General features: G+C 39.8%; 15 protein-coding genes. 1 reads left to right on the plus strand and 14 read right to left on the minus strand.

Going from position 1 to position 25,893, the window contains the following annotated elements; all coding sequences use genetic code 11:
- Positions 1 to 8: 8 nt before the first annotated feature.
- The 7 genes from RBH95_RS14235 to RBH95_RS14265 form a co-directional block, all read right to left on the minus strand.
- On the minus strand, positions 9 to 2,882 hold the full coding sequence (locus tag RBH95_RS14235; RefSeq protein WP_307900235.1) for a TIM-barrel domain-containing protein: 2,874 nt from the start codon (positions 2,880 to 2,882) through the stop codon (positions 9 to 11).
- A 50-nt stretch (positions 2,883 to 2,932) separates the two neighbouring features.
- Positions 2,933 to 5,407: a beta-galactosidase GalB gene (gene galB / locus RBH95_RS14240; protein WP_307900236.1), complete on the minus strand. Its 2,475-nt coding sequence runs from the start codon at positions 5,405 to 5,407 to the stop codon at positions 2,933 to 2,935.
- Between the two features lie 147 nt (positions 5,408 to 5,554).
- Positions 5,555 to 7,459: a hypothetical protein gene (locus RBH95_RS14245; protein WP_307900237.1), complete on the minus strand. Its 1,905-nt coding sequence runs from the start codon at positions 7,457 to 7,459 to the stop codon at positions 5,555 to 5,557.
- A 21-nt stretch (positions 7,460 to 7,480) separates the two neighbouring features.
- Positions 7,481 to 9,088, minus strand: coding sequence for a RagB/SusD family nutrient uptake outer membrane protein (locus RBH95_RS14250; RefSeq protein ID WP_307900238.1), 1,608 nt, complete (start codon positions 9,086 to 9,088; stop codon positions 7,481 to 7,483).
- 10 nt (positions 9,089 to 9,098) lie between these two features.
- Positions 9,099 to 12,230, minus strand: coding sequence for a TonB-dependent receptor (locus RBH95_RS14255; protein ID WP_307900239.1), 3,132 nt, complete (start codon positions 12,228 to 12,230; stop codon positions 9,099 to 9,101).
- 40 nt (positions 12,231 to 12,270) lie between these two features.
- Positions 12,271 to 13,596: a xylose isomerase gene (gene xylA, locus RBH95_RS14260; protein WP_307900240.1), complete on the minus strand. Its 1,326-nt coding sequence runs from the start codon at positions 13,594 to 13,596 to the stop codon at positions 12,271 to 12,273.
- A 2-nt stretch (positions 13,597 to 13,598) separates the two neighbouring features.
- Positions 13,599 to 15,095: an FGGY-family carbohydrate kinase gene (locus RBH95_RS14265; protein WP_307900241.1), complete on the minus strand. Its 1,497-nt coding sequence runs from the start codon at positions 15,093 to 15,095 to the stop codon at positions 13,599 to 13,601.
- A 373-nt stretch (positions 15,096 to 15,468) separates the two neighbouring features.
- On the opposite strand from RBH95_RS14265, the gene RBH95_RS14270 reads away from it, so the two are divergent.
- Positions 15,469 to 16,188: an NUDIX domain-containing protein gene (locus tag RBH95_RS14270; RefSeq protein WP_307900242.1), complete on the plus strand. Its 720-nt coding sequence runs from the start codon at positions 15,469 to 15,471 to the stop codon at positions 16,186 to 16,188.
- A gap of 72 nt (positions 16,189 to 16,260) precedes the next feature.
- On the opposite strand, the gene RBH95_RS14275 is transcribed toward RBH95_RS14270, so the two are convergent.
- The 7 genes from RBH95_RS14275 to RBH95_RS14305 form a co-directional block, all read right to left on the minus strand.
- Positions 16,261 to 17,031, minus strand: coding sequence for a 3-hydroxybutyrate dehydrogenase (locus RBH95_RS14275; RefSeq protein WP_307900243.1), 771 nt, complete (start codon positions 17,029 to 17,031; stop codon positions 16,261 to 16,263).
- Entirely contained in the window at positions 17,024 to 17,806 is a 783-nt protein-coding gene (locus RBH95_RS14280; RefSeq protein ID WP_307900244.1) for an alpha/beta fold hydrolase, read from the minus strand. Before RBH95_RS14280 ends, RBH95_RS14275 begins: the two co-directional genes overlap by 8 nt.
- Before the next feature lie 10 nt (positions 17,807 to 17,816).
- Positions 17,817 to 20,303, minus strand: a complete 2,487-nt coding sequence (locus RBH95_RS14285; RefSeq protein ID WP_307900245.1) for a TonB-dependent receptor — start codon at positions 20,301 to 20,303, stop codon at positions 17,817 to 17,819.
- Between the two features lie 147 nt (positions 20,304 to 20,450).
- Positions 20,451 to 21,875, minus strand: a complete 1,425-nt coding sequence (locus RBH95_RS14290) for a hypothetical protein (protein WP_307900246.1) — start codon at positions 21,873 to 21,875, stop codon at positions 20,451 to 20,453.
- Positions 21,876 to 21,878: 3 nt separating this feature from the next.
- On the minus strand, positions 21,879 to 22,823 hold the full coding sequence (locus RBH95_RS14295) for an alpha/beta fold hydrolase (protein ID WP_307900247.1): 945 nt from the start codon (positions 22,821 to 22,823) through the stop codon (positions 21,879 to 21,881).
- A 2-nt stretch (positions 22,824 to 22,825) separates the two neighbouring features.
- Positions 22,826 to 24,325 carry a class I adenylate-forming enzyme family protein gene (locus tag RBH95_RS14300; protein ID WP_307900248.1) on the minus strand — a complete coding sequence of 500 codons (1,500 nt, stop codon included), beginning with the start codon at positions 24,323 to 24,325 and terminating at the stop codon, positions 22,826 to 22,828.
- Positions 24,322 to 25,812: a sodium:solute symporter gene (locus RBH95_RS14305; protein ID WP_307900249.1), complete on the minus strand. Its 1,491-nt coding sequence runs from the start codon at positions 25,810 to 25,812 to the stop codon at positions 24,322 to 24,324. The genes RBH95_RS14300 and RBH95_RS14305 overlap by 4 nt, the downstream gene beginning before the upstream one ends.
- Positions 25,813 to 25,893: the final 81 nt, after the last annotated feature.

Here is a 25,893-nt window from a genome sequence, read left to right on the forward strand (position 1 = left end):
TCTGCAACTTATTTTAAGTTGATGGTCTGTGCTTGTCCGTTGTATTCGACAGTTTGTCCTTCGGCATCATAAGTAAATGCCTTTGGATTGTCTTTGCTAACAGGTACAATCACGAATGTTCTGTTTTCAAGCATCCCTTCAAACGCTCCTTGACGTTCACCAATGATCAAAGTTCCTTCGGCCTCGTTGTATTGGAATGGAATGTGGGCATACTTTCCTTTTTCGTAATTGTAGTTTACACCTTCGTCTTCATATAAATTGAAGCTTCCGTCCTTTCCTTGGTATACATACATTACGATAGTTTCTGCTGGTTTTTGATCTGTATACTGAATCTCTGGACCTACAGGAATAATAGAACCTTCAGGAATGAACAATGGAATACGACCATAAGGAGCCTCTACTGTTTTTGACTGTCCACCGTTAATGAATGCTCCGGTGTAGAAATCATACCAACCAGATGTGCTTGGGAAATATACCTCACGACTGCGTGCACCATATTCATATACAGGGTTCACCATTAAAGATGGCCCAAACATGAACTGATCGCTGATGTTTTCAACTTTCTTATCCGAAGCAAAATCCATTACCAATGGACGCATGATGGTATAATCATCGAAATAAGTTTTCCCTGCCAAGGTGTAGATGTAAGGCATCAAACGGTAACGCAAATTGGTGTAGTACAAAATTGACTCGTAAGCTGGGTGCCCTTCCGGAGCAATATGCCAAGCTTCACGGAATGGATACTGACCATGTGCTCTGTACAATGGTGCAAAAGCACCAAATTGATACCAACGCGCATTCAACTCTCTCCATTCTTTATAATCTTCAGTCTCTTGTCCAGATTTGTTATAATCCAATTGCGCCGCTACATAACGATCCTCAACACAGAACCCACCAATATCCATCGTCCAATAAGGAATTCCGCTTACTGCGAAATTAAGTCCTGCAGAAATCTGTGCTTTCATATCTTCCCAACGGGTAGCAATATCCCCACTCCAAGTAGCTGTGGAATAACGCTGTAAACCGGCAAAACCAGATCTTGTCAACAAGAACACACGCTTATTCGGTTCAACATCTCGTTGTCCATTGTAAATAGCTTCGGCATTCATCAAGGCATAAGTATTGAAGTATTCTGTTGAAGGTCCCAAAGCTGTTGGCCCTTGCAATGCCTTACGATACTCCATATCGGTGCAATCCAATACGTTTGGCTCACTGGCATCCATCCACCAGGCGTCGATGTTCAATGGATAGTAATGCTCATAAATTTGGTTCCAGAACAATTTTCTGGCATCTGCAGAATAGGCATCGTAGAACGATCCAATATATCCAGGACCTACCCAATCGCGAATGCTATCCTTGATAGCCTGTCTGTACATCCATCCTTTTTGATCAAATTCCTTAAAGTGTTCTGTATTTTGGTAGAACTTAGGCCATACAGAAATCATCATTTTCCCGTTCATGGCATGGATAGAATCCAACATTCCCTTTGGATCTGGAAAACGAGCTTTATCAAACTCATGACTTCCCCATTGGTCTTCTTCCCAGTGGTTCCAGTCCAATACAATATTATCGATAGGAATTTGACGTGCTCTAAACTCTCTCAAAGTACTCAAAATCTCATCCTGAGTTTTGTAGCGCTCACGGCTTTGCCAGTATCCCATGGCCCATTTTGGCATCACTTGGGATTTTCCTGTAAGGGTACGGTAACCTTTAATAATCTCGTCCATAGAGTTTCCGTGAACAAAGTAATAATCCATTTTTTTGTTCATTTCACTCCACCAAACTTGGTTGCCTTTTTCAACTTCCGGTTGCGGCGTTCTTACACGTAAACCACAGTAAGAACTTCCTCCGTTTGGTTGCCATTCTATACGCAATGGCACACGCTTACCAGCTTCCATGTTGAAGGTAAACTTATAGCTGTTAGGATTCCAAGCCGTTCTCCAACGCTCAGGTACCAAAAGCTCATCATTCAAGTATACTTTAATGTATCCTGCGTAGTACAAGATAAAGTTGAACTCACCACTTTCAGCAGCTTCAATATCCCCTTCATATAATACTTCGGCATTTTTTAATGGGAAATTGGCCGGTAAATTTTTAATGCTCTTAACATCTTCAAAGAAAATAGACGGCTCATCCCTTACAATCGTTTGCCCGCCATTATCGGCAGTTTTGTAAGTTCCGGTTAACGCATTTTCCTTGCCTTCTTTATTATACAGTTTAAACACTTCGTTCAATTGCAGGTACGGACGACTGTCACCAAAACGGCTTAACGCATAACTGTCCCAAAGCAATCCATAGTTTTTGTTCGATACAATAAATGGTACAGAAACCTTAGTGTTATATTGAAATAACTCTTCGCTTTTATCTTTGTAATTGTATTCATCGGATTGGTGCTGTCCTAAACCATAGAACGCCTCATCTGCTGGCGAATCGAAGATTTGACGAACGCTGTAACCTTTGGTTCCTTCAACTTCTATAGGCTCAAAAGTTTTTCCGCCTCCAGCTTGTTCAGACAGAACTACCTTTCCATTTTTATCTTTAAATGTAATTCCTCCATCAATGCTAGACACCAACACATTTAAAGCCTTTGTTGAAAGCGTGATGGAATCACCAGTTTGCGCAACGTCAAACGGAACCGTCTTAATATTTGGAAGAATAATTAAACTAGAATCTTTTGGAAATTCCTGATCGGGAGTTGCCGACACATGAATCAATTCATCCCCTAAAACTTGCAGTCGCAGTTTATGTACATCGGTGTTGTTGGCCTGCTTCACATTAACAACAATACCATCAGTAGTTTTCTGATAGTGTTGTTCCTCCTTAGCACAAGAGGCAAAAAGCAAACCCGTTAATAAACCCAGGTATATTTTGTTTCTTTTCATTGTGATTGTGTTTTCTTCCTTTAATTTATGATTTGAAATACATTTAAATTCTACTTAGTTGTCACCGTAATTGTCGCCTCTTTCAAGCCATCCGAAGACACTTTCAGTGTGGCAATTCCGGCCTTATCTGTAGATTTCACTACTACCAAGCATTTTCCGTTTAGAGCTTTGTGAGTCTTCCCTTTGAACGATTCATGATTAGTTGGGTCTCCATTGCCTACAGCAAAGATTTCCCCGTTTCCTTCTATTGAAAAATTCAATTGATTTTGCGCTGTTGCCACAAAATTTCCATCGGCATCCACCACATCTACAGTAATAAACGACAGGTCTTTGCCATCTGCGGTTATGGTTTGTCTATCGGCAGTCAATTTAACCGTTGCTGCTTCCCCTGCTGTTTTTAATTCTTTTTCCAAAACTACCTGACCATCTTTTCTGGAAACAGCTTTCACTGTTCCTGCTTCAAAAGGAATTCGCCACATCACGTGCAAATCGTCTCCCTCCTTTTTCTTAATGCCCTGTGATTTGCCATTGACGAACAATTCCACTTCATCGGCATTGTTGTAATAAGCCCAAACATCTACGGTTTCCCCTTCTGTCCAATTCCAATGAGGAAAAATGTGAAGTACATCCTTATCGGTCCATTCACTTTGGTACATGTAATAGACATCTTTTGGAAAGCCTGCCAAATCCACAATTCCGAAGTAAGAACTTCTGGACGGCCATACATACGGCGTAGGCTCACCTATATAATCGAAACCTGTCCAGATGTACATACCTGAAAGGAAATCGTATTTTTTAATGATCTTCCAAGTCTCCTCATGGGTAGAGCCCCAAGGGGTGCTCACCTGGTCATAAGCCGACACGGTGTTTCCAGGATTTCCGCCATCGAAAGGTAAATCCCAACGTACAGGCCAACGTTTTAAAGTATCCGATTTTTTATCGTAATACCCTCTGGTCTGTAATCCCGAAGTTGTCTCCGTTGCAATGAACGGTGTCTCTGGAAAATTTTGTTGGTGAAAAGGAAATGTATTGTGGGCATAGTTATAACCTATCAAATCCAATACACCTGAGGCAGCTACAGGATTTAAACTCGCTTTTTCCACATCAAATTGTGTCGTTACATCAGCATTTGGCATATTTACAGGTGGATTCATCGCCACGGTAATGGGTCTTGTAGTATCCAATTTTCTAACGATAGCTTTTAATTCCTTAGCCGTTATAACACCTTGCTCATTCCACTGCTCCTGAATTTCGTTCCCTACACTCCACATAAAAATACTCGGGTGGTTACGGTCACGAATAATAAAGTCTTCCAAATCCTTTTGATGCCATTCTTTCCAGTAATTGGCATAATCGTGAGGAGATTTTGTGTTGTTCCACATGTCGAACATTTCGTCCATCACAATGAACCCCATGGTATCACAAAGTTCTAACAGTTCTGGTGTTGGAGGGTTATGGGCAGTTCTAATGCCGTTTACCCCCATGTCCTTCATGATCTGCAATTGGCGCTCTAAAGCGCGTGTGTTTACGGCAGAACCTAAAGGACCTAAATCGTGGTGGTTACAAACCCCTTTAATTTTTACTTGTTCGCCATTCAGCAAAAACCCTTTGTCTAAATCAAACTCAAAAGTTCGGATACCAAAAGGTGTTGTATACTCATCTACGGTTTGCCCTGCAACCTGAACTTCGGTTTTAGCGGTGTACATTTCGGGATGTTCCACAGACCATAATTGCGGTTGTTCTACCGTGATATTTTGAGTAATCGTTTTGCTGTCATTTGCATTGATACTTGCTGAAGCAGTAGCAGTCCCCACTTGTACATTCCCTTTGTAAATACTAGTGATAACCGTGGCTTCTTGTGCTTCGGCATAGTCATTTTTAAGATTGATTTCCAAAACGGTTTCAGCCTCCTCTGTTGACACGTTTGGGGTTGTAATAAACGTTCCCCAAGTATCTACATGCAATTTATCTATGGTCTTCAACCAGACATTTCGGTAAATCCCAGATCCGGAATACCAGCGGGAATTAGGTTGTTTGGAATTATCAACTTTTACTAAAATTTCGTTCTCCTGACCATTGTATTTTAAGTAAGGTGTAAGGTCGTACTCGAACCCAATATACCCGTTGGGACGATTTCCTACATGATGACCATTAATCCATACGTCGCTGTCCATATACACACCGTCGAAATGGATAATCGTCATTTTGTTGGCATCTTCAACTGTAAATGTTTTCTTGTACCAACCTAAACCTCCTGGTAAATACCCGCCACCTAAATCGGCAGGATGGTCTTTTTTGAACTCGCCTTCAATGCTCCAATCGTGTGGTACATTTAGTGTACGCCAATTGGTGTGTTCCGAAATGGAATCAGATGCATTACCGGCTAAATAAAACTGCCAATTATTGCTAAAATTCACTTCTCTTTGAGTGGTATCTCCAGAAGTTTTTGGCGATTGGCAAGACGTAGCAATAAACAAAATTGTAATAAATACACTTATCGATTTAAGCGAAAAAAAATTGCGCATTACTGTTATTGGATTTTGTTTGTGTTACTATTAATAATAGGTAAGAAGCAGTAAAACCTACCGCTTCTTACCATAATTTTAATTTAATATGACAATTGTAATTGTCATGGTTTTCAAGTTTTTATCGGCACAAACCGATACTAAAGTTTAATAAACTACAATACTTTCAACGGTTGCAGTAACCGCACTTACATCCACAACTTCACCATTCGCAAAGATTGGATTATTATCGCCATCAACCTCGCCTGTATCGTAGGAATTCGCTGAGTCCCCTAACCCTGGAATATCAATGGTAAACACTCCACAGTCCCCTGCTGGCAACGAATTAATAGAAACCGTGTAGGTTCCATCGCCCGTTACAGTTACTGAAGGAGTATTTCCACTAGCCCAAGCAGTATCAAAATAAAGGATGGCTGCATTATAGCTTCCTGAAGCGCCTTCAACCAAGTTACCATCTACTCCACTTAAAGTAAATGTTACTTCCATGGTGTTGTTTCCAGGTATTAAAGTCTGATCGATTGGCGAATCAGCAGATGTACTACCATATTGATTATAGATTTCAATACGGAATTTTCCGCTGGTTTCTAAATCACCAAAAACTATTTTGGAGTTGTCCACAGGAATTTCGTCTCCTTCAACCTCTCCTCCGCCACCAGAGCCACCAACATTTGGCACTAAATGGAACGCCGTGTATTGGGTTGGGTTGTTCACATCATCCAGTGCACCTAACCACATATCGGATACATTACCACTAGGATCTGTATCAATACGTAAAATGCGGAGTTCATTATTGGCATCGGCACCAAAATAAGCCCAGTTAATCAATTGGAATGAAGGCACAGGAACAGAGAATGAGTAAATTCCGGAATTGTTGATTGCATACGTACCATCTGTTGTAGTTCCATCAGGAGACACAAATGCTACGGTATTATCTACAGAATTTAAAGTCATGGAGAAATCTCCATAAACAGCAGGATCCGGAGTACCTAACCAATCTGGATAATCTTCAGGAGCTTGCCATCCGTTCATCATGTTACCACCTAGAGTTGCCCAATCCAATGGATTACTTTCTGATAACTTCCACTCAATTGCAGTAGTAGTAATTTCAGAGATGATATCTTCCCATCCTCCTGGTAAGGTTGGCTCTTCTGGACCAGTTTCTTCTGGCACCCAGTTATCGCTATATTCCTGAGAAATAAAGTTAAAAGAAAGCATAGCAGGATCACAATCTCTAATAACCCCCAATTGCATAGCATCTTCCGTTAAGGAAAGAATCACCAATGAGTTCCAGTTACTAACACAATCTTCATAAGCTGAATCGTGTAGTATAGTAGCATTTGAAGTTGTTAATGTGTAGTTATCTTTATCCAAGAAATAGGTTCCCGATTGCTCACCGTACTGAGGTAATGTAAGGTGGTTAACAGTCATGTAAGGACCTCCTTCTAAACTGAATGTCATCTCACCAAAATCTGCAGGTCCTGAGAACCCCCAACCTAAAATACTGTTTAAATCTGGTGACCAATTCCAACAGTCATCTCCATAACAACCGTCTTCGCCGCCTTCTAACCAACCATTATCGGTTCCGTAGAAAAACATTGGGCCTCCAAAATATTTAGACACACCGTCAGCATCTACATCCAACAACCACGTTTTGGAGTTTCCAACACCTCCTGAAAGCAATGTCCATAGAGGGTCGTTCACATAGTTAAGGTTATCTTCTGTAACTGTAATAGGAATAGGTTCCGCATCTACAACGCCACCATCCGTTACGGCAGAAAACTTAATGGTATAGTCACCTGCAAAAGCATAACGAATAGTATCAATTGCTCTGTTGGAAACTCCTGTACCGTAATCCCAAACGGGAACAGTTTCCGGCGTATTGTTTATTAAAATAACCGTATTACCACCTTCATCTATAGAGTAGTCCTGGACTACCGTGAAGTCAAGTTCCGAAGGATCTAATATTCTTCCCAACTCATTGTCGTCATTACTACAAGTGAAGAAGGTCATTAAGATCCCAATTAACATAAAAATTTTAATAGTACTTTTCATAATTTTCTATTAATTAGTTAATTACCAACCAGTGTTTTGTTGTAACACACCACCCGATAATGTAATTTGTGTATTAGGAATTTGAGACAATCCCTGCGTAGCTTGGAAGTTAGCACCAGAAATAGTTTTAGTTTCCTCAATATTACCGGTTAAAACTGTAGTACTTTCTTCAAGCTCCGCAGCTGCAGCACCTACACCTTGACGCATAACATCCCAATATCTAATCCCTTCCAAAGCAAACTCCTTATGTCTTTCGTTCAAAAGGTTTTGTGGTGTAAGTGTTAACGGTGTAAAACTGTTTCCATAAGCACGCTGTCTAACTTGATCGAAATAACTTTGCGCACTACCACTACCAAGTTCAGCTGCCATTAACAACACATCTGAATATCTGATAGCAAAATAATCTTGATATTGCTCAATCTGAAAATCTCCAGTAGCTACTATTTGGGTAGTACTTACCAGGTTACCCGCCTCATCGTAGGCAGACATTGGCGTATACTTTTTGTTATAGTAACCAGTATATTCTCTTTGCCCTTCAAAGTTGTCGAATGGAATTTCTTCCTCATCGATGGCTATCACCGTTGCAAAACGTCTGCTATCGCCATCATTATAAAGGTCGTATAATTTTTCGGTAGCTGTAATTCCCCATCCGTTACCATAAGGGAAGCTCATAAATTCACGCATACCAAACAATACCATCCAATGGTTACCGTCTGTATTTCCGTTATAATCACTAGTGTACGTGTACTTAACAGAGAATACAACTTCTTCATTGGCTTCTCCAGCATAAGTTGTTTCATCTTCAGTCGTAGAAGCTGCTGGCCATAAGTTGGCAAAATCAGATACCAAACCATGTCCACTAAGCGCAATTACATCTTCCATATGAGCTAAAGCATCTGCTTGTGACACCAAACCAACTAAATCAGATTCGCCGTAATAACCAGTATAATATAAATATACACGACCTAACATAGCCTTAGCTGCCCAACGTGTTGCACGTCCATTTGGAACGGCATTGTATGCTTCATTAGGAATGTTTTCAGCTGCATACAATAAATCTTCTGCAATAACCGTGTAAACATCGGCAGGATTGGCCTGTGGAATGTTTTCGGTTGATGGCTCTGTCAACAACGGGATATTTCCCCAAAGACGCACCATATCAAAATACAGATAAGCTCTAATGAAACGGGTTTCACCCACGTAACGATTTCTTAGTTCCTCTTGTCCAGTCCAATCTATTTGATCGATTCTTTGCAACAAAACATTACAACGATATAGGGCCTGGTAATACTTAATCCAAGTGTCGTTGTACAAGTCCTGATAGGCAGGTGCCACACTCATATCAAATTCATCGATTGCTTGATAGTCTGGATTATCTGAATACCCCAAACCACTAAAGCAATCATCGGACATAACTTCAGATGCTGTATAGAATGTTCTTCCCGAAGCTCCAGTAACCACTTGTAAACCGTCATAACATCCTATCAAAGCTGAATAGGCATGCTCCGGAATTTGGTAAAAACTCTCGTCGGTAGTGTCTGTTATGGGTGCCGTGTCCAGAAAGTCATCGGAACAACCTACCATGGTCAGCATTCCTAAAGCAACAATATATTTATTAATTCTTTTCATGATTCAATTTTTAAAATTTAACGTTTAACCCTAGCATATAAGTTCTAGGTCTAGGATAATACCCTACGTCTACTCCTGATGAGAAGTTGTAATTGCTATCAGAAATTCCAAATCCTACCTCTGGATCCATACCATCATAGTTTGTAAACGTATAAAGGTTCAATACAGAGAAGTATAAACGGAATTGTTCTGCAAAGAAATTTTTCTTTTTGGCACCTCTTGCGATATCATACCCTAAAGTCATAGTGCTAATTCTTAAGAAATCGCCATCGTGAACAAAAATATCAGAGAACTGGTTGTAGTTTCTGTTATCTACGGTTAGTCTAGGCAAGGAATTTGAAGACCCTGGCCCATGCCAACGATCCAAGATAGCTCCTGTCCAGTTTTGGTTGGCTGCTGTATTTCTATAAGACTGTACAATTTGGTTCCCTGCAACTCCATTGGCCTGCATTGAGAAATCGAAGGCTTTATAGTTAAACCCTAAAGAGAATCCATAGGTAAAATCTGGATTTGGATCTCCTATTTCAGTTCTGTCATCACCATTAACCACTCCGTCTCCATTGGTATCTACATAAATTAAATCTCCTGGCTGTGCATCTGGCAACAATAGATTTCCATCAGCATTTACATAGTCATTGATCTCAGCTTCGGTTTGGAATACGCCAGCCGTTTCATACCCCCAAAAATATCCAAGAGGATGTCCATCTTCGGCTCTGTAAAATTCTTGAGAGTTGTCCCATAACTGATTGTTCAAACCGTGTATAATACCATCTTCCGTTGGAATTTCCCCAACTTCATTTTTATTATAAGCGCCATTGAAACTGATGTTATAGCTAAAATCTTCATTCACATGATTATTGTAACCTATCACAGCTTCAACCCCTGTGTTTACAACACTACCTCCGTTTATATAAGGTGCATCTGCCCCAGTAGTTGCTGGAATTGGCGCTAATACCAACCAATCCTTTTGTTCTTTGCGGTACCAATCAAAAGCAAGCGTTAACTTAGAATCAAAGAATCTGGCATCAAACCCAAAATCCAACTCTTCAGCGGTTTCCCACTGCAGATTTTCATTAGGCAACCTATATGGATATGCTCCTGGCGTTAACACACCTTCTTCGTCACCCAAACTATAGTTGGTGTTGTTTGTTCTAACCAATCCTAAGAACTGGAAATTCCCTACATTTTGATTACCAACTTGCCCCCAACTTCCTCTAAGCTTGAAATAATTCATGAAAGAATCGCCATCCGCCATAAAGTCTTCTTTGGAGATTACCCAACCTGCTGATACAGAAGGAAAATAACCCCAACGGTTTCCGTCTGCGAATTGTGAAGATCCATCGGCTCTAAAGGTAGCATTCAACAAATACTTCCCTTTATAGTTATAATTCAAACGTCCAAAATAAGACATTCTCTTCGCAATGGCTGCCGGCCCTCCAGATAGAGAAATCTGTGTTCCATCGGCATTGGTGGCATTGCTCAACCATGCATGATTTAAATCGTCATATAATAAATCCACATTCGACCCTGACATAAAATGACCATCATATTTGAAGGCTTCTGATCCCAACATGGTCTCGAAATGGTGGTTCTCTCCCAAATCAAAATCATAAGTCAACAAATTAGTCCATATCATGCTTTTACCTTTGCTCATGTTTTGGCTCACACTTCTTAAATTACTAAAGGCATATATAGACAATTCATAAATTGGAGAAAAGCTATGTCCTTGACTAGCGTAGTAATCGATACCCAAATTGGTTCTAAAATTTAAGTTTTTAGCTAATTCAAAATCAAAATACACATTACCCACTAACTTTTGAGTATCATTTTCATTTTGATTGGAATATACCATTTGTGCATATGGATTGGACACCCCTTGCAACCAAGGCTCACTATACCCAGTTGAATTAAAAAATTCTCCATTGGCATCATACATTGGGAACAATGGGTTGGTTTGGAAAGCACCTCTTAAAGCATTATTATATTGGTTTCCTACCCCAATACCATTGTTATTGATCCAAGCGTAGCTGAAGTTTTCTCCAAACTTCACCCTATCACCGTACAATTTGTGCTCAGAATTAAATCTAAAATTGTAACGCTCGTAGTACGAGTAATCTGCACCACCAACGATACCAGCTTGGTTCAAATAAGACAAAGACGATGAATAGGTAGACATTTCAGATCCTCCCGAAACACCTAAGGTATAGTTTTCGGTTGGCGCAGTCTCAAACATTTCGTCCATCCAATCAGTCCCGTTCCCCGCATTCGCAATATCAACGTCAGAAAACTGTCTTGCCATTCCAGAATTAATTCTAGCTTCATTAATCATAGTCATATACTCCGTAGCATTTAACATGTCTATCTTTTTGGCTAGGGTCTGTACACCATAAAATTGGTCGAAAGTAATTTGTGCTTTACCAACCTTACCTTTTTTAGTGGTTACCAATACTACCCCGTTTGCAGCTTGAGACCCATAGATAGCTGCTGAAGCCGCATCTTTCAAGATAGAAATGCTCTCAATATCAGCATTGTTAAGATACGAAATATCTCCGGTTTGCACACCATCTACAATATATAAAGGCGAATTGCTACCAGCAGATCCTAGACCACGGATAACCACATTCAAGGATTCCCCCGGCTGTCCAGATGTAGAGGTAATCTGCACCCCTGCCGCTTGTCCTTGCATAGCTTGAAGTGCGTTGGTCGTACTTTGCTTTTGAAGGGCTTCCCCATCAACTTGAAGGTTGGCACCTGTGGTCAATTCTTTCTTTTGAACACCGTACCCCACCACTACTACTTCACTCAATTCTTCAACATTAGTTTCCAATTGAATGTTAATTGCGGTTCTGTTTTGAACACTTACCTCCTGGGTTTTGTATCCAACATAACTCACTATCAATACCGCATTTGGCGACACCTTAAGCGAGTAATTTCCGTCGAAATCTGTGGAGGTTCCTTTTGTCTCGTTACCCTTTACAATAATAGAGGCTCCGGGAATTGGCATTCCATCGGCGACATCTGATACTGTTCCGGACACAGTGATTTCACTTTGCGCAAACATTGGTTGTGTACTGAATGCACAAAGTAAAATTGCCACCAAAATGGCCCACACTCCAGAAGAGTCATAAAATTTACTTCTCATAATGAAAAACATTAGTTTAATTGATTAATTTGAATGTTAATTAGTAAGCGTTTGCAATGATTTGTTCAAACAATTCTTGCTTTCCGCTTATTTGCTGTGGTTCCCCATTTGCTCTCCCAATTTTGCTTAGCTCTTCCAAGGTCAATTCACCATTTTCAAACTTAGCGCCATTACCTGAGTCAAATGATTGGTAACGTTCTGTTCTTAACTTTTTATAATTAGTATTCTTTAAAACATGCTCTGCACATATCAAACCTCTTGCAAATACATCCATACCCGAGATATGAGCTATAAATCTATCTTCAAGGTCTGTTGAATTTCTTCTTACTTTGGCATCAAAGTTTATACCCCCGCCTTGAATACCGCCTCCTTCAAGGATCACAAGCATGGCTTGGGTAGTCTCATATATATCAATTGGGAATTGATCTGTATCCCAACCGTTTTGATAATCTCCACGGTTAGCATCAACACTTCCAAGCAACCCGGCATCTACAGCTACCTGTAATTCGTGCTCGAAGGTGTGTCCCGCCAATGTTGCATGGTTCACCTCTATATTTAATTTAAAATCTTTATCAAGACCGTATTGTCTCATAAAGCCAACACAAGTAGCTGCATCATAATCATACTGATGTTTTGATGGCTCCATTGGTTTCGGTTCGATTAAGAAGTTACCTTTAAAACCTTGACTGCGCCCATAGTCTCTACACATGGTTAAAAAACGCGCCATATGCTCTTGCTCACGCTTCATATCGGTATTTAGCAAGCTCATATATCCTTCACGGCCTCCCCAGAACACATAGTTTTGTCCATCTAGAGCAATAGTAGCATCCATAGCTATTTTAACCTGAGCTCCCGCATAGGCTACTACATCAAAGTTAGGGTTCGTAGACGCTCCATTCATATACCTTGGATTTCCAAACAAGTTTGAGGTTCCCCAAAGCAATTCAATTCCGGTGTCTTTTTGTTTTTGCTTAGCATACTCCACCATAGCTTGAACTCTTTTTTCAAATTCAGCCAAGGTTGGTGCTTCATCTACCAAATCCACATCATGAAAACAGTAAAATGGAATTCCCATTTTTGACATAAACTCAAAACCGGCATCCATCTTATCTTTTGCTCGTTGTACAGCATCTTCGCTTTTATCCCAAGCAAAAACTGTTGTTTCCTTACCAAAAGGATCCCCTCCTTTATCACATAGTGTATGCCAATATGCCATAGCAAAACGCAAATGGTCCTTAAGTGGCTTCCCTGCTACAATTCTGTTTGCATCATACCATTTAAAAGCTAGCGGATTATCGCTCTCTCTTCCTTCATACTTAATAGTATCGATTCCTTTAAAGTAAGCCTGTTGGCTATTTGTACTCATAATTAAATTTCTTGAAGTTTAATTTGTTCTTTCCAGTTAAAATATACGTCTTGGTACTGCGCCGTAAGCTCCTTATTAGGTTCCAACCGCTCAATACACTCAAGATTACCAAACGCTTCTTCTAAAGAATTATAAAAACCAAAGCCATAGGCCGCACCTCTTGCAGCTCCTTCCGACCCTGAATTGTTATAAAGCTCTAATGAAGTTTTGGTGGTGTTCACAAAAATTTCTCTAAAAACAGGACTTAAGAATAAATTACCTTTGGAAGCCCTTACTATATTTCCAGAAACCCCTATGGATTTCATGACATCAAAACCATAATTCATAGCAAATACAATTCCCTCGCAGGCTGCTCTCACCAAATAATTTGAACTATGAATATTAAAGTTCAAGTTTTCAATTCCGGAGTTCACCTCCTTGTTGTCAAAAATGCGCTCAACCCCATTGCCAAAAGGATAAAACCTCAATCCCTTACTCCCCACTTCTGCTTTGGCCGCAGCACTATTCAAAAGTTCATAAGAAACTAATTCATCACTTCCCAAGGACATCATTTTCCTCAACCACTGATATAAAATCCCTGAACCATTAATACACAACAGGACGCCATTGCGTTTTTGACGCTCCGTATTATTGACATGAAGAAACGTATTGACTCTATTTTGTTGGTCAATATGATTTTTATCTGATACAGCATACACTACGGCAGAAGTCCCTGCAGTAGTCGCAATTTCACCAGGATTCAACACATTCAAGGACATGGCATTATTTGGCTGGTCTCCTGCGCGATAAGTAATTTTCACTTTAGGATTCAATCCCAAATCGGCAGCCACACCAGCATCAATCGTTGCATGATCGCCAAATGTTGGCACTATTTCCGGAATTTTACTTACAGGCAAGCCCATACCATCCAAAATCTCAGTCGCCAATCTATTTTCCTTAAAGTTCCACAGAGCCCCCTCAGACAGTCCTGAAGTACTTATTTGAGGCACGCCTGTAAATTTGGCGGCAATAAAATCTCCAGGAAGCATCATATAGGATGCCTTCGCAAACACTTCCGGCTCATGCTCCTGAACCCATTTAAGCTTGGAAGCCGTAAAATTGCCCGGAGAACCCAAAATCTGTTCCTGACAAACCTCCACACCAATAGACTCATAATATTGACGACCTATCTCAGCAGCTCTTCCATCACACCAAATAATGGACGGTCTTACCGGATTCAATTTCTCATCCGTAAGCACCAACCCGTGCATTTGATAGGCAATCCCCACCGCACCGATTTGCTTAACATCTATAGAATATTTGTTTTTAAATTGCGAAATGCCGCCTTTGATATACTCCCACCAAAGATTGGGATCTTGTTCTGCCCAACCTAATCGCGGCGCAACGATATCGGTTTCGAAGTCAGGCACAGAAATTGTCTTCAACACCGCTCCCTTATCCCCATCGAATACGGACATTTTAATTGAAGAACTACCTAAATCTATTCCTAAAAAGTACATGGATAGATATATTTTAGTTTCAAATAGTTGAAAAGACCATTAGTTTTCTCCCCAAGCGCATGCTAACCCCTTCATTTTAAAAACCATGCCTCTCAACTGATTCTTATGGTTAATATGACTACAAGTATACTGAAGATTGTTGGATTTAACAAAAATTTAATGCTTAATTTTCAATTTTCTTAAAAAAAATTTAAATAAATGAGCATTTCGTAATATCTTTGAATTCAAATCAATAAGGAATCCTACAGTTTTTCTTGACAGCCTTTCTTCTTGATTAATTCAAAATATCTTATTTTGCCATTTGATGGTCTCTTGGACTTTTAGCTATCCAAGCCATTTATATTACATTTAGAACGTTTACTCTATCGCACTGATGGTTAAAAAATTTATTGACGAAGAGTCTGGAAAAGTAATCGAAAGGTCTGTAATGAATGCCATTACAATCGATTGCGTTATTTTTGGTTTCGACAAAGGAAGCCTTAAAGTATTATTAGTAGAGCACGCTGAAGGTATTAGCAAAGGTAAATGGGCCCTTCCTGGAGGATGGATCAAAGAAGAAGAGAGCATCGATAATGCCGCCCATAGGCTACTTAGGGAACTTACCGCCCTTGACAATATCTTCCTGGAGCAATTAAAGGCCTTTGGTGACCCCGACCGTTTCCCACTGGGCAGAGTTATCACCATAGGCTATTACGCACTAATCAAGATTGAAGACTACAATATTACCGCTGGTTTTACAGCTTCAGACGCCAAATGGTATGATGTAGCCAATATCCCCGAACTCATTTACGATCATAACAAGATCATCAATTTCAGTTTAAAACAACTAAGAAACAGAGTGAAGCAAGCTCCTATAGGATTCAATCTTTTACCTGAAAAATTCACATTGTTGCAACTCATGCAATTGTACGAGCAGATTCTAGGGGTGGAGATGGACAAATCCAATTTCAGACGAAAAATTCTACGAATGAAATTACTGGAAGCTCTAGATGAAAAACAACAAGACGTATCGCATAGAGCCGCTAAACTATACCGTTTTGATTATGCCATCTACAAAAAACTCACTGAAAAAGGCTTCAATTTTGAATTTTAGAGCATTTAACAAAAAAAGAGCCTGAACTAACATTCAGGCCCTAATTCTCAAATTAAACTCAAACAAAATTATTTATTGTGCGGTCCAGCCTCCATCTAAAGTAAAGGCGGAGCCTGTTATTGTTTTTGAAGATTCTTTTGCCAAAAGCAAGGCCATATCAGCAATAGCCTCCACAGGAACAAATTCCTTTACCGCCTGCTTTTTCAGCATTACTTTGGCCACCACCTCTTCCGGTGTCATTTTATGAGCTTTGGCTTGATCTTGAATTTGCCCCTCCACCAAAGGTGTTTTTACGTAGCCAGGACAGATAGCATTTACCGTAATATTACATCCAGCACCTTCCAATGCCAGTACTTTGGTCATCCCAATCACGCCATGCTTTGAAGCCACATATGCCACTTTAAATTCAGATGCCCGAAGACCATGCACAGAAGACACATTAATGATTCTTCCAAATTTCTGCGCCTTCATATACCCCCAAGCTTCCTTGCTGGCAAAAAAAGCTGCATTAAGATTAATAGTTATAATATTCAAATATTTTTGATCAGGAAATTCTTCTATTGGTGACACAAATTGAATCCCAGCATTATTGACCAATACATGGATAGTCCCAAAATACGCCACAGCATCCCGAACCAGCTGTTTCACCTCCTCCGCATCCAATAGGTTAGCATTAGAAAAAGACGTTTTCACATTATAGTCCTCAGAAATCTCTTTAGCTATCTCCGCACCATTAGCCTCTAAACCATGAAACATGATATGATATCCATTGGCTGCAAATTGCCTTGCAATTCCAAGCCCAATACCACTTGTACTACCCGTTATTAAGGCTACCTTATCCATTTTTTAAAAATTTATAAAGTTCATAATTAAAAGCCTCCGCCTGATCCATCACAACCCCATGCCTTGAATTTTCAATTACAACCAATTTGGCATCCGGCAAGACATTGACATAAGCTTTTTTAAAATCAACCGAGGTATAATCCATATCTGAAGCTACCACCAAAGTTTTAGCTTTAATGTTTTGAATATCATCTCCCAACCCCCATTTCATCAAAGTAACAAACGATTGGTAATAAGCATTCAAATCATTTTGCTTGCAACGCTTTTCAAAAGCCTCTCGCATACCTTCCTGAGCTTCTTCAGGAAACATATTGAAAGCAATTTGTTCTGATAAAGGACCAATCCCAAATTCATTTAAGGATTGGGTTCGCTCAGCAACCATCTGGTCACCTATCTCACCCATAGCATTAAAATCTGGACCGCTATTTACAATCACCAATTTATCCACCATTTCAGGATATTGGCTCGCAAACTGAAACGCAACCGCACCACCCATGGAAAATCCAACGATAGTGACTTTCCCAATATTTAGCTGCACCAACAACTGCCTAATATCTTCTGTCATGAAATCAACCCCGTAGTCTTCTTTTGGTTTTGAAGACTCTCCATGTCCCCTCAAATCCACAGTAACGACTTTAAATTCCTTTGAAAAGACTGGGACTTGAGCATCCCAGTCTTGTTTTGTTGACCCTAGCCCATGAAGCAACAAAAGCACACTTCCTTCCCCTGCCACCTCATAGCTTAGGTCGATATTATTTACTCTCAAAAAAGGCATTTGCTGTAGATTAGTTGGTTGCCGACTTTTTCTTAAAGAAATTCACTTGATATTTCAATTCTACCGAGAATAGGGTCTCGATTACAGGTGAGGCCACAAATTCGCGAACCTCAGCATTGAACAAATTGGTAACACTTGCCCCAACAGAAAGCTCGTCTGTGATATAATACCCTACATTGGCATCAACTGTAAATCCTCCAAGAGGCCCATAATTCCAAGATCTTCCATTTCTAGCATTTTCAATAACATCATCAACACCATCACCATTCAAATCTTGAGTTTCAGCCGCCGTATAGATTCCAGAGAAGAAATCGTAATCCTGCACCCATCTTCCAAAAATGGATCCATAGAATTTGTTTTTAGAATAATGCAATCCTAGAGCCAATTTGTTTGCTGGCGTATTTACAGGCAATTCAGATTCCAACACTTGTCCGTCCAAGTTTCCATCGTTGGCAGGATCATTTTTATCTAAATCCCTTCCGAAGTAGGAATAATTAAGAGTTGCTCTAAAGGCATCGGAAAAATAGTAGTTCAAACCAACATCAAAACCATACGTATCCACCTTACCAAAGTTTTGATAGGTTAAGATTACAGCACCGTTAGATCCTGGCACCACCTCATCAATAGGCTTATCTCCAACATGAGTAACTGTTACACCATTGGCCGCATCCGTAATCGTTCTAAGCGGACTAATGAAGTTTTCTGATTGGTTGTAATAAGCGTTAGCATCAATAAATAATTTATTGGCAATTTTGCCTTTATATCCAATCTCATAGGTATTGATAGACTCCACCTCCAATGCAGATACTGTACTACCATCAGACAAGGTAAATCCTTCTCCATTACCCAACACCAAACCTCCAAAAAGATTTCCTTTCAAGTTTAAAATAGACGGCACAGCGATTCCCTTTCCATATGTCACCCTAAACTGCCCTTCTCCAAGCGCTTTGGTAATTGCAGCTTTAGGAATAAAATTAGAACCGTACAAGTCATGATTATCCAATCGAGCCCCCAATAAAAAGCCCCATCCAGAATCAGGCAAACTGTACTCCGTTTGTGCATAAAAACCTGTCTGCCCAATATCGATTCCACCTTCATCCAAAAGGTAGGTTCCTTTGGAATCGGCCATATCCAATTGATATTGTCCGCCAACTGTCAAATCAAAATTTCCCCAACTATTGTTGTACTGCAATTCAGAATTGAAACGCTGGGAAGCATCTTTAAACACAGCGCCTCTCGGCAATGCAATCCCTGTATCTGGTCCTGTGGGAAACCATTGTTCTGTAAACGACCTTTCCAGAGCTTCCTCTTCAGAAAACCCATTATTAATAAAAGACACATAGTTTTGCGTTCTTTGGTTAATAGCATAGGTATCGTCCGTATTACTCCAAGTATAGTTTACATTGGCGAAGAAATGTTTAGAAACATATTTCAACTGTGCCACATCTATACTCCAATCCTTAATTTGATTTCTACCCGCATTGGTAACCGCCAAATTATTATTGTTACTGTGACCATAATACCCTATAAGCTCTGAACTAGACGTAGGTCTAAAATACAAACCAGCTCCATATTTTTGAGTATCGAAATCCCTATCCAATTCCAACTCTTTATAAGCCGTCGTCCCCACATATACACTATCCACATATTCAAAATCCTCTCCTTGCGATCTTTCAAAATGGAGTTTGAAGGCAAACTTATCACTAACCACCTGTGCATGGCGCGCACGTGCCGTGAATACATTTTGATTCCCTCCTCCCAAAGCTACAGTTGTCCCTTCAGAAGTAAATGGATTTTTGGTTCTTGTACTTATCAAGCCATTGTGGGCATTAGGCCCATAAAGCGTTCCGTTTGGACCCAATAAAATTTCCACTTGCTCAATATCGTCTGTAGTTACCGTAGCAAAAGTCCCCAACGGCAAACCAGTCGCAATCAAAGTAGATAATCTATCATCGGTTACCTGAAGGTTTTTAGAATTAAAAGCAGAGTTAAACCCTCTAATGTTGATTCCTGTTCCCAAAACACCCGTTCTTACAAAATCAACACCCTTTTCGCGAGCTGCCAATTCCCCAACATTAAACCCTACATGCTCCTTAATATCTTTAGAAGTTATCACGTTAACCGTTGCCGGTACGTCTGTCATTTTTTGTGGTTTTTTATTAGCCGTCACCACCACTTGAGAAAGCATGCTGGTAGATTCCACCAAAACCACATCAACCTGAACGGTTTCCCCAGCACCTACTGAGACTGATTTAGTAATTGTTTCGTATCCCAAATAAGAGAACACGACATTGTAAGTGCCCGCTGGAACATTGTCTATAACATATGCTCCATCAAAACCAGAAACCACTCCTTTGTTTAAACTTTCAATATGAACCGTTGCCCCGGAAACCGGTACATTATTCTCATCGAGCGTCAATCCTTTTATGCTTCCAGAATCCTGAGCAGAGGCATAAAATGAAAGTAACAAAGTGATAAGCGCAAAAAATTTCTTCATTGTTTTCATAAATAGTTAATTAGATTACCGCAATCTATCATGAAAATAATTTAATGACCTATCTGGATTTTACCCATAGTAATGCGACTTTTAAAAAATAAAACACACGAAAACAAATCAAACACTTGTTTTACAGGTGTTTAAAAACTACAACTGCATATGCGACTTTAGATATAAAAAAGCTTCAGGGAGGTTATTTGACAGCTTATCGATGACTTGAGTCATCAACAATTTTTGGTTATCAGTAGCTTCAATTCCTTGAATTGGCTCCTTAATTTCTTCCAATAACTTACTAGAATTAATCTCCCCCTCCATATATCGAGACAAGGAAATACTCCAGGAAATATTAGGCACATAATTACTCTTGCGCTTACGTTCAATTTCCCGTTCTTTTAAATTGAATTTCTTGGTCAATTTTAACACCTCAGCATATTTTTCCTGAATGATCAACACATTGATATAGGACGTGAAGAAATGATGCCATCTATGGTTGAACACTTCCGCTTTATTATGTTTTAAAAATATCCGCGCCAACGATTCCGCCTCATGATATTTATGCAAATCAGTCAACACCCTCACCTTATATGACACATACGTATTCCTTTGATGGTTATTATGTGTTGAATCAAACAAGGGCTTGTACTCTTCCAACAGAGAAAACGCCAAGGCAACCTTCTTATTCTTCAAGGTTATAGCCACCAAGTTATTAAGATACATGAGCGTATCGTCATTATACTGCCGGATGGATAAAAACCCATAATATTCGGCTTTTTGGAGCTCATTTTCCTTGGAATGCATCAACACCCTATTGGCATAATAGTTAGAAAGCAAACGTCTGGAATACATTTCACCCTGACTAAAAAAGCCGTCAATCTCATCAAACAACTCCCGCAGTTTTAGCTTTTCGCTGTAATTGGTATACATAAACGTGAGCAATACAAAAGCCTGGTATCTATTTTTTCCGTCAACAGTATTGGATCGAAAGACTTCCAACAACCAATGCTCCCAATATTTGGTTTCTTTATTGTTTAAGGTGTATTGACTGGTGATTTCCTCGGTGGCATTATAGAGCTTCTCATGGATTTGAACAGCCTTTTCATAATGCTGTCGATAGACCTGCAGAAAATCGGCCACTATTTTATGGTCTCGGTATCGCATCCTTATCAGGAGGTAAGACTGATACTCCTTTACCAGCTCAAATAAATTCTGAAAATAATAATCGATATGCCTGTAATGATGTAGAAAATGCAAAAATTCTTTTTCATCCTCATAACTTATGGCATCGGTTAGAATCAATTGCCGCAACCGAAGCAACCATACGATGTTTTTATCAACATCTATAGCCTCCAGCTTTTTGTCCACCCAATTTTTTATATAGGTATACTTTCGCTTGTCAATAGCGACATCAAAATCTACAAAACCTGTTTCCAAAACAGCATTGTCGATAATTCGGGTAAGGATTTGCATTTTTTCGTCATCCTGAATTTGATGACTTAACGAAGCCAAATATTTAGCTTCGTTGGGCAAGATACTTTTACTAAATTCTGTAAACTTTTTAAGTTTAACTTTCATTCTTTAGGGCGTCTCTACAAACTGCGTGAGAAAAGCATTGACTTCCATTGGCTTTTCAAACTGCACGAAATGCCCACTCTCACCTATCATTTTCACCTCAACATGTTTGATTTCCTCTTTGGCTGATTGCGCCACAGCTTGCGTAGTTAATTGAGGATGAAGATAGCCATTTGGAATCAATTTATCATTATTGCCAAAAATAACCAACACGGGACATTGAATTCTTTGCAAATCTTCAAAAACAGGGTCATCCAACATTCCCCAAACACTACTTACAATAGCCTTACAGTGCTCATCAAAATCGACAGCTTCCCTTATGCGTTTTCTTTCGGCTATCATTTTACCCACCTCCTTAGGCTGCTGAAAAAAGTTGAGCGCATAGTTTCTTTCTATTTGGGCATCAGTGGTTCCTTTTACCACCGCTTCGGTCATGGCACCTTTCATAAGGTTGGCCTCCGCTTCAGAAAAACGTTCAATTCCCGCCGGTGCCACAAGTACTAATTTTGAAATAGCTTCAGGATGATTTACCGCTAATTTTACACTGGCCTGACCTCCCATGGAATGCCCCACCAAAATCACATTTTTAAGCTTTAACTCAAGGATAAATTGGTGCACCACATCCGCAAAAAACGTAGAGGTATATTGGGTTTCAACAATGGAAGATTTCCCAAATCCAGGCAAATCCAAAGCAATGCAAGTATATTTATCCTTAAGCTCTTGGATGTTTTTAGACCAAGCATCGGCATTACTGCTCAACCCATGCACAAACAACAACGTTTGTTCATGATTGCCCTCCTTTACATAAGCCACTTCCAAACTATCCAAAGTGACGTAATGTGTTTTATATTCATATTCTGAAAGCAGCTCCTTCATAGCAAGCGCTTTGTTTTGAGAAATTCCTACCATAGACAATAAACAAAAAACAGACAAAAAAAGGAACGATTTCATCACTATAATTTTAACGTATTAAAATACTTGTTAAGCTTTTTACGAGACACCTTGCTTAAACTGGTAAGCGGGATTTCGTCCAAAACAAAGATGTATTTAGGCTGCTTAAAATCGGCTATATTTCCTTTTAAGTACTCCCGAAGCACTTCACTGGTCACCGCCTTATCCTTACTTTCAACGAATGCTATCCCACAGGCTCCCCAACGCTCACACTTGACACTAAAAACTGAAGCTTTGGTAACTCCCGGATAATTTTCCAACAACAATTCTATTTCCTGGGGATAGATATTTTCCCCTCCCGAAATATACATATCGTCAATGCGCCCCTTTAGATACAGAAAGCCTTCTTCATCCTTTAAAGCCAAATCTCCCGTATGCAACCAACCATCAACAATCTTACTCTTGGTGACCACCGAATTATTCCAATAACCCGGGGTAACGATATCCCCCTTAATACACAATTCACCTATTTCACCAACACCCAAAGGCTCATCATTGTCATTCACTATTTTCAAATCCAAATAAAAGTTGGATTTCCCAATGGAGTTAGGCTTTAAAAGCGCCATGTCATGATGAAGCGAGGTAATGCTCGGCCCCGCTTCGGTCAAACCATATCCGGGACGGATATAGATATTCTTTTCACGTTTCCAAAAGGACACCAGTTCCGCATTCACCTTTTCGCCCCCAGAAATTATATACCGTAGCTTTTTTAAGTTCACCCGATTGAAAACCTCCGCTTTTTGCATCATCAACAGCATCGTGGGCAAAGCCATAAACAAGGTGGTTTTTTCCAACTCCAACAAACAAAGTGCTTTTTGGGCATCAAATTTTTCCATCATCCCAATATGACCTCCTTTATGGAGCAAAGGCGTTATAAACACATTCCAACCGGATGTATGATAAGGCGGTAGCATATTAATTGTAGAATCCCGATAAGTAATCCCCAATTGCATGGACGTATTCAAGCTGTTCCAGAACAACATTTTATTAGTATAAATCACCCCCTTAGGCAACCCTGTTGTTCCAGATGTATAAAAAATAAACAACGGATTATCCTCTTTAATATCATAATCGCGTTCATAAACAGCCGCCTCTTCTTTGTAGGTCTCAATAACACGATTCATACTAACCGCTTCTATCCCCTCCAAAGACAATTCATTAAATTGAGCTTGTAAGGTCTCGCTAAAAATCAAAACTTTAGGGTTACAGTCCTTAACAAGTTTATCCAATTCTTTTGGTGCCATCCTATAATTAAGGGGCACCAATATTAACCCCATTCGCTGGCAAGCAGAAAACAATACAATATACGCGATATTATGTTCGGCAAACACTGCAATACGATCTCCTTCTCGGTAACCAGCATCGTGTAGCTTTTGCGCCAACCTATTCGCATAAATATCCAACTCCCTATAAGTGTACTTTTCATTGGAAGAATACGAGGTCAGAGCCACTTTATATGGCGTATAATCGGCCCATTTTGCAATCCAATCCAACACATTCATACTACTACAGGTTTTCTGTTAAACATATATAAAATATACCCCACCGTTAAGGACACTACAATTGCAATTGCAGCGGAGACTCCAGGATTATTTACTGGCTCCTGCATGTAAGGTGTCAAGCGGCCGTAATAGATTCCAAAATGCACCACAATAGCCGTAATACTCGCCGTAAACACCGCACTCAATGGCACATCCTTAAGGAAAATCCCAAAAAGCACCGGAACAAAAGCTGCTGCAAAATAGGCGTACACTCCATTTTGAGCGAATATGGCAACACTTACATCAGGCGACTTGATCTGTTGCCAACTCAACACAAAACTCACACAGGCTAAAATCAATATTACAACTTTATTAATCAGAAATGAATTGTTAGTCACCCTACCCTTGAAAATAGGCTCCAATATATCAGAGGTCACCGTTATGGAAAGCGACTGAATCAAACTCTCTAAGGTTGACAACCCCGCCGAGATTAACCCCACCACGATTACCATACCAACTCCTACCGAAAACTTCGTCACTACATAAGTTGGAATAATCTCGTCCATTTTTAAAGTTTTTCCCATCACTGTCAACTCCGGAAAGGTTAAGCGCGCATACAAACCAACCACTACCACCATAAAAAAGACCACCATGACAGCAATCGCACTAAACAGATACGAATTCACTTTGGTTTGATCTTTCAACAGTAATGATTTTGTAATGATATGGGGCTGACACACAATAGCAATTCCAATCACAATTTGAACTACAACGATTTCGAAGTAATCGCGAAATAAAAAACTTTGGCTGTTAGTAGCCTTAGATAAATTAGGATCTATACTAGAAAGATCGTTTAATATTCCACTTACGCCCCCTTCAAAATATTCCCGACCAGAAGCTATTAATATAATAGCCACAATAAACATGATGACTGCTTGAATGGTATTGGTATACACCATAGAATTAGCGCCACCAAACATCATATACCCAAACACAAACACTGTAATCCCCAAAAGCACATAGAACGGCTCAACATTCAAAGATTTCGAAATTACTTGAGTCACCCCAACATTAATAAGAACAATAAATGTTATCAGTAACATGGCAGTAACAGCAAAAAAGAAGGCGTAGTTTTTACTTTCATAGCGCCGTCCAATCCATTGAGCCATCGTAGTTGCCTTTACCACATTACCATGTTTAGCAAACCCTTTGGTAAACATGATTAAAGAACCAAAAATGGCAATAGGCATGACAACCGCAAATGAAATCACACCCGAAACACCATATAATGCAATAAAACCTGGATTAATAATAAAAGTGGCAGCACTAGTCATGGACGCTGCCAAGGACAAACCTACTACCCAAGGCGAGAAACCTATATTTCCAACTGCATAATCAGCTATACTATTTGCTTTTTTAGCGCCACGGATTACAAAAAACAGGATTACAAATGCATATCCCGCCAACAAAATCCACATATAAGTCACCCAATCATCGGTTGCTACCATAAGTTACATTTAAGGTTTTCACAAATAAAAAAAATAATAATCGAAGCTCAACACAATATCCCCACTTAACCTATGCGACTT

Origin of the sequence: Mangrovimonas sp. YM274, assembly GCF_030908385.1 — a bacterium.
GTDB lineage: Bacteria > Bacteroidota > Bacteroidia > Flavobacteriales > Flavobacteriaceae > Mangrovimonas_A.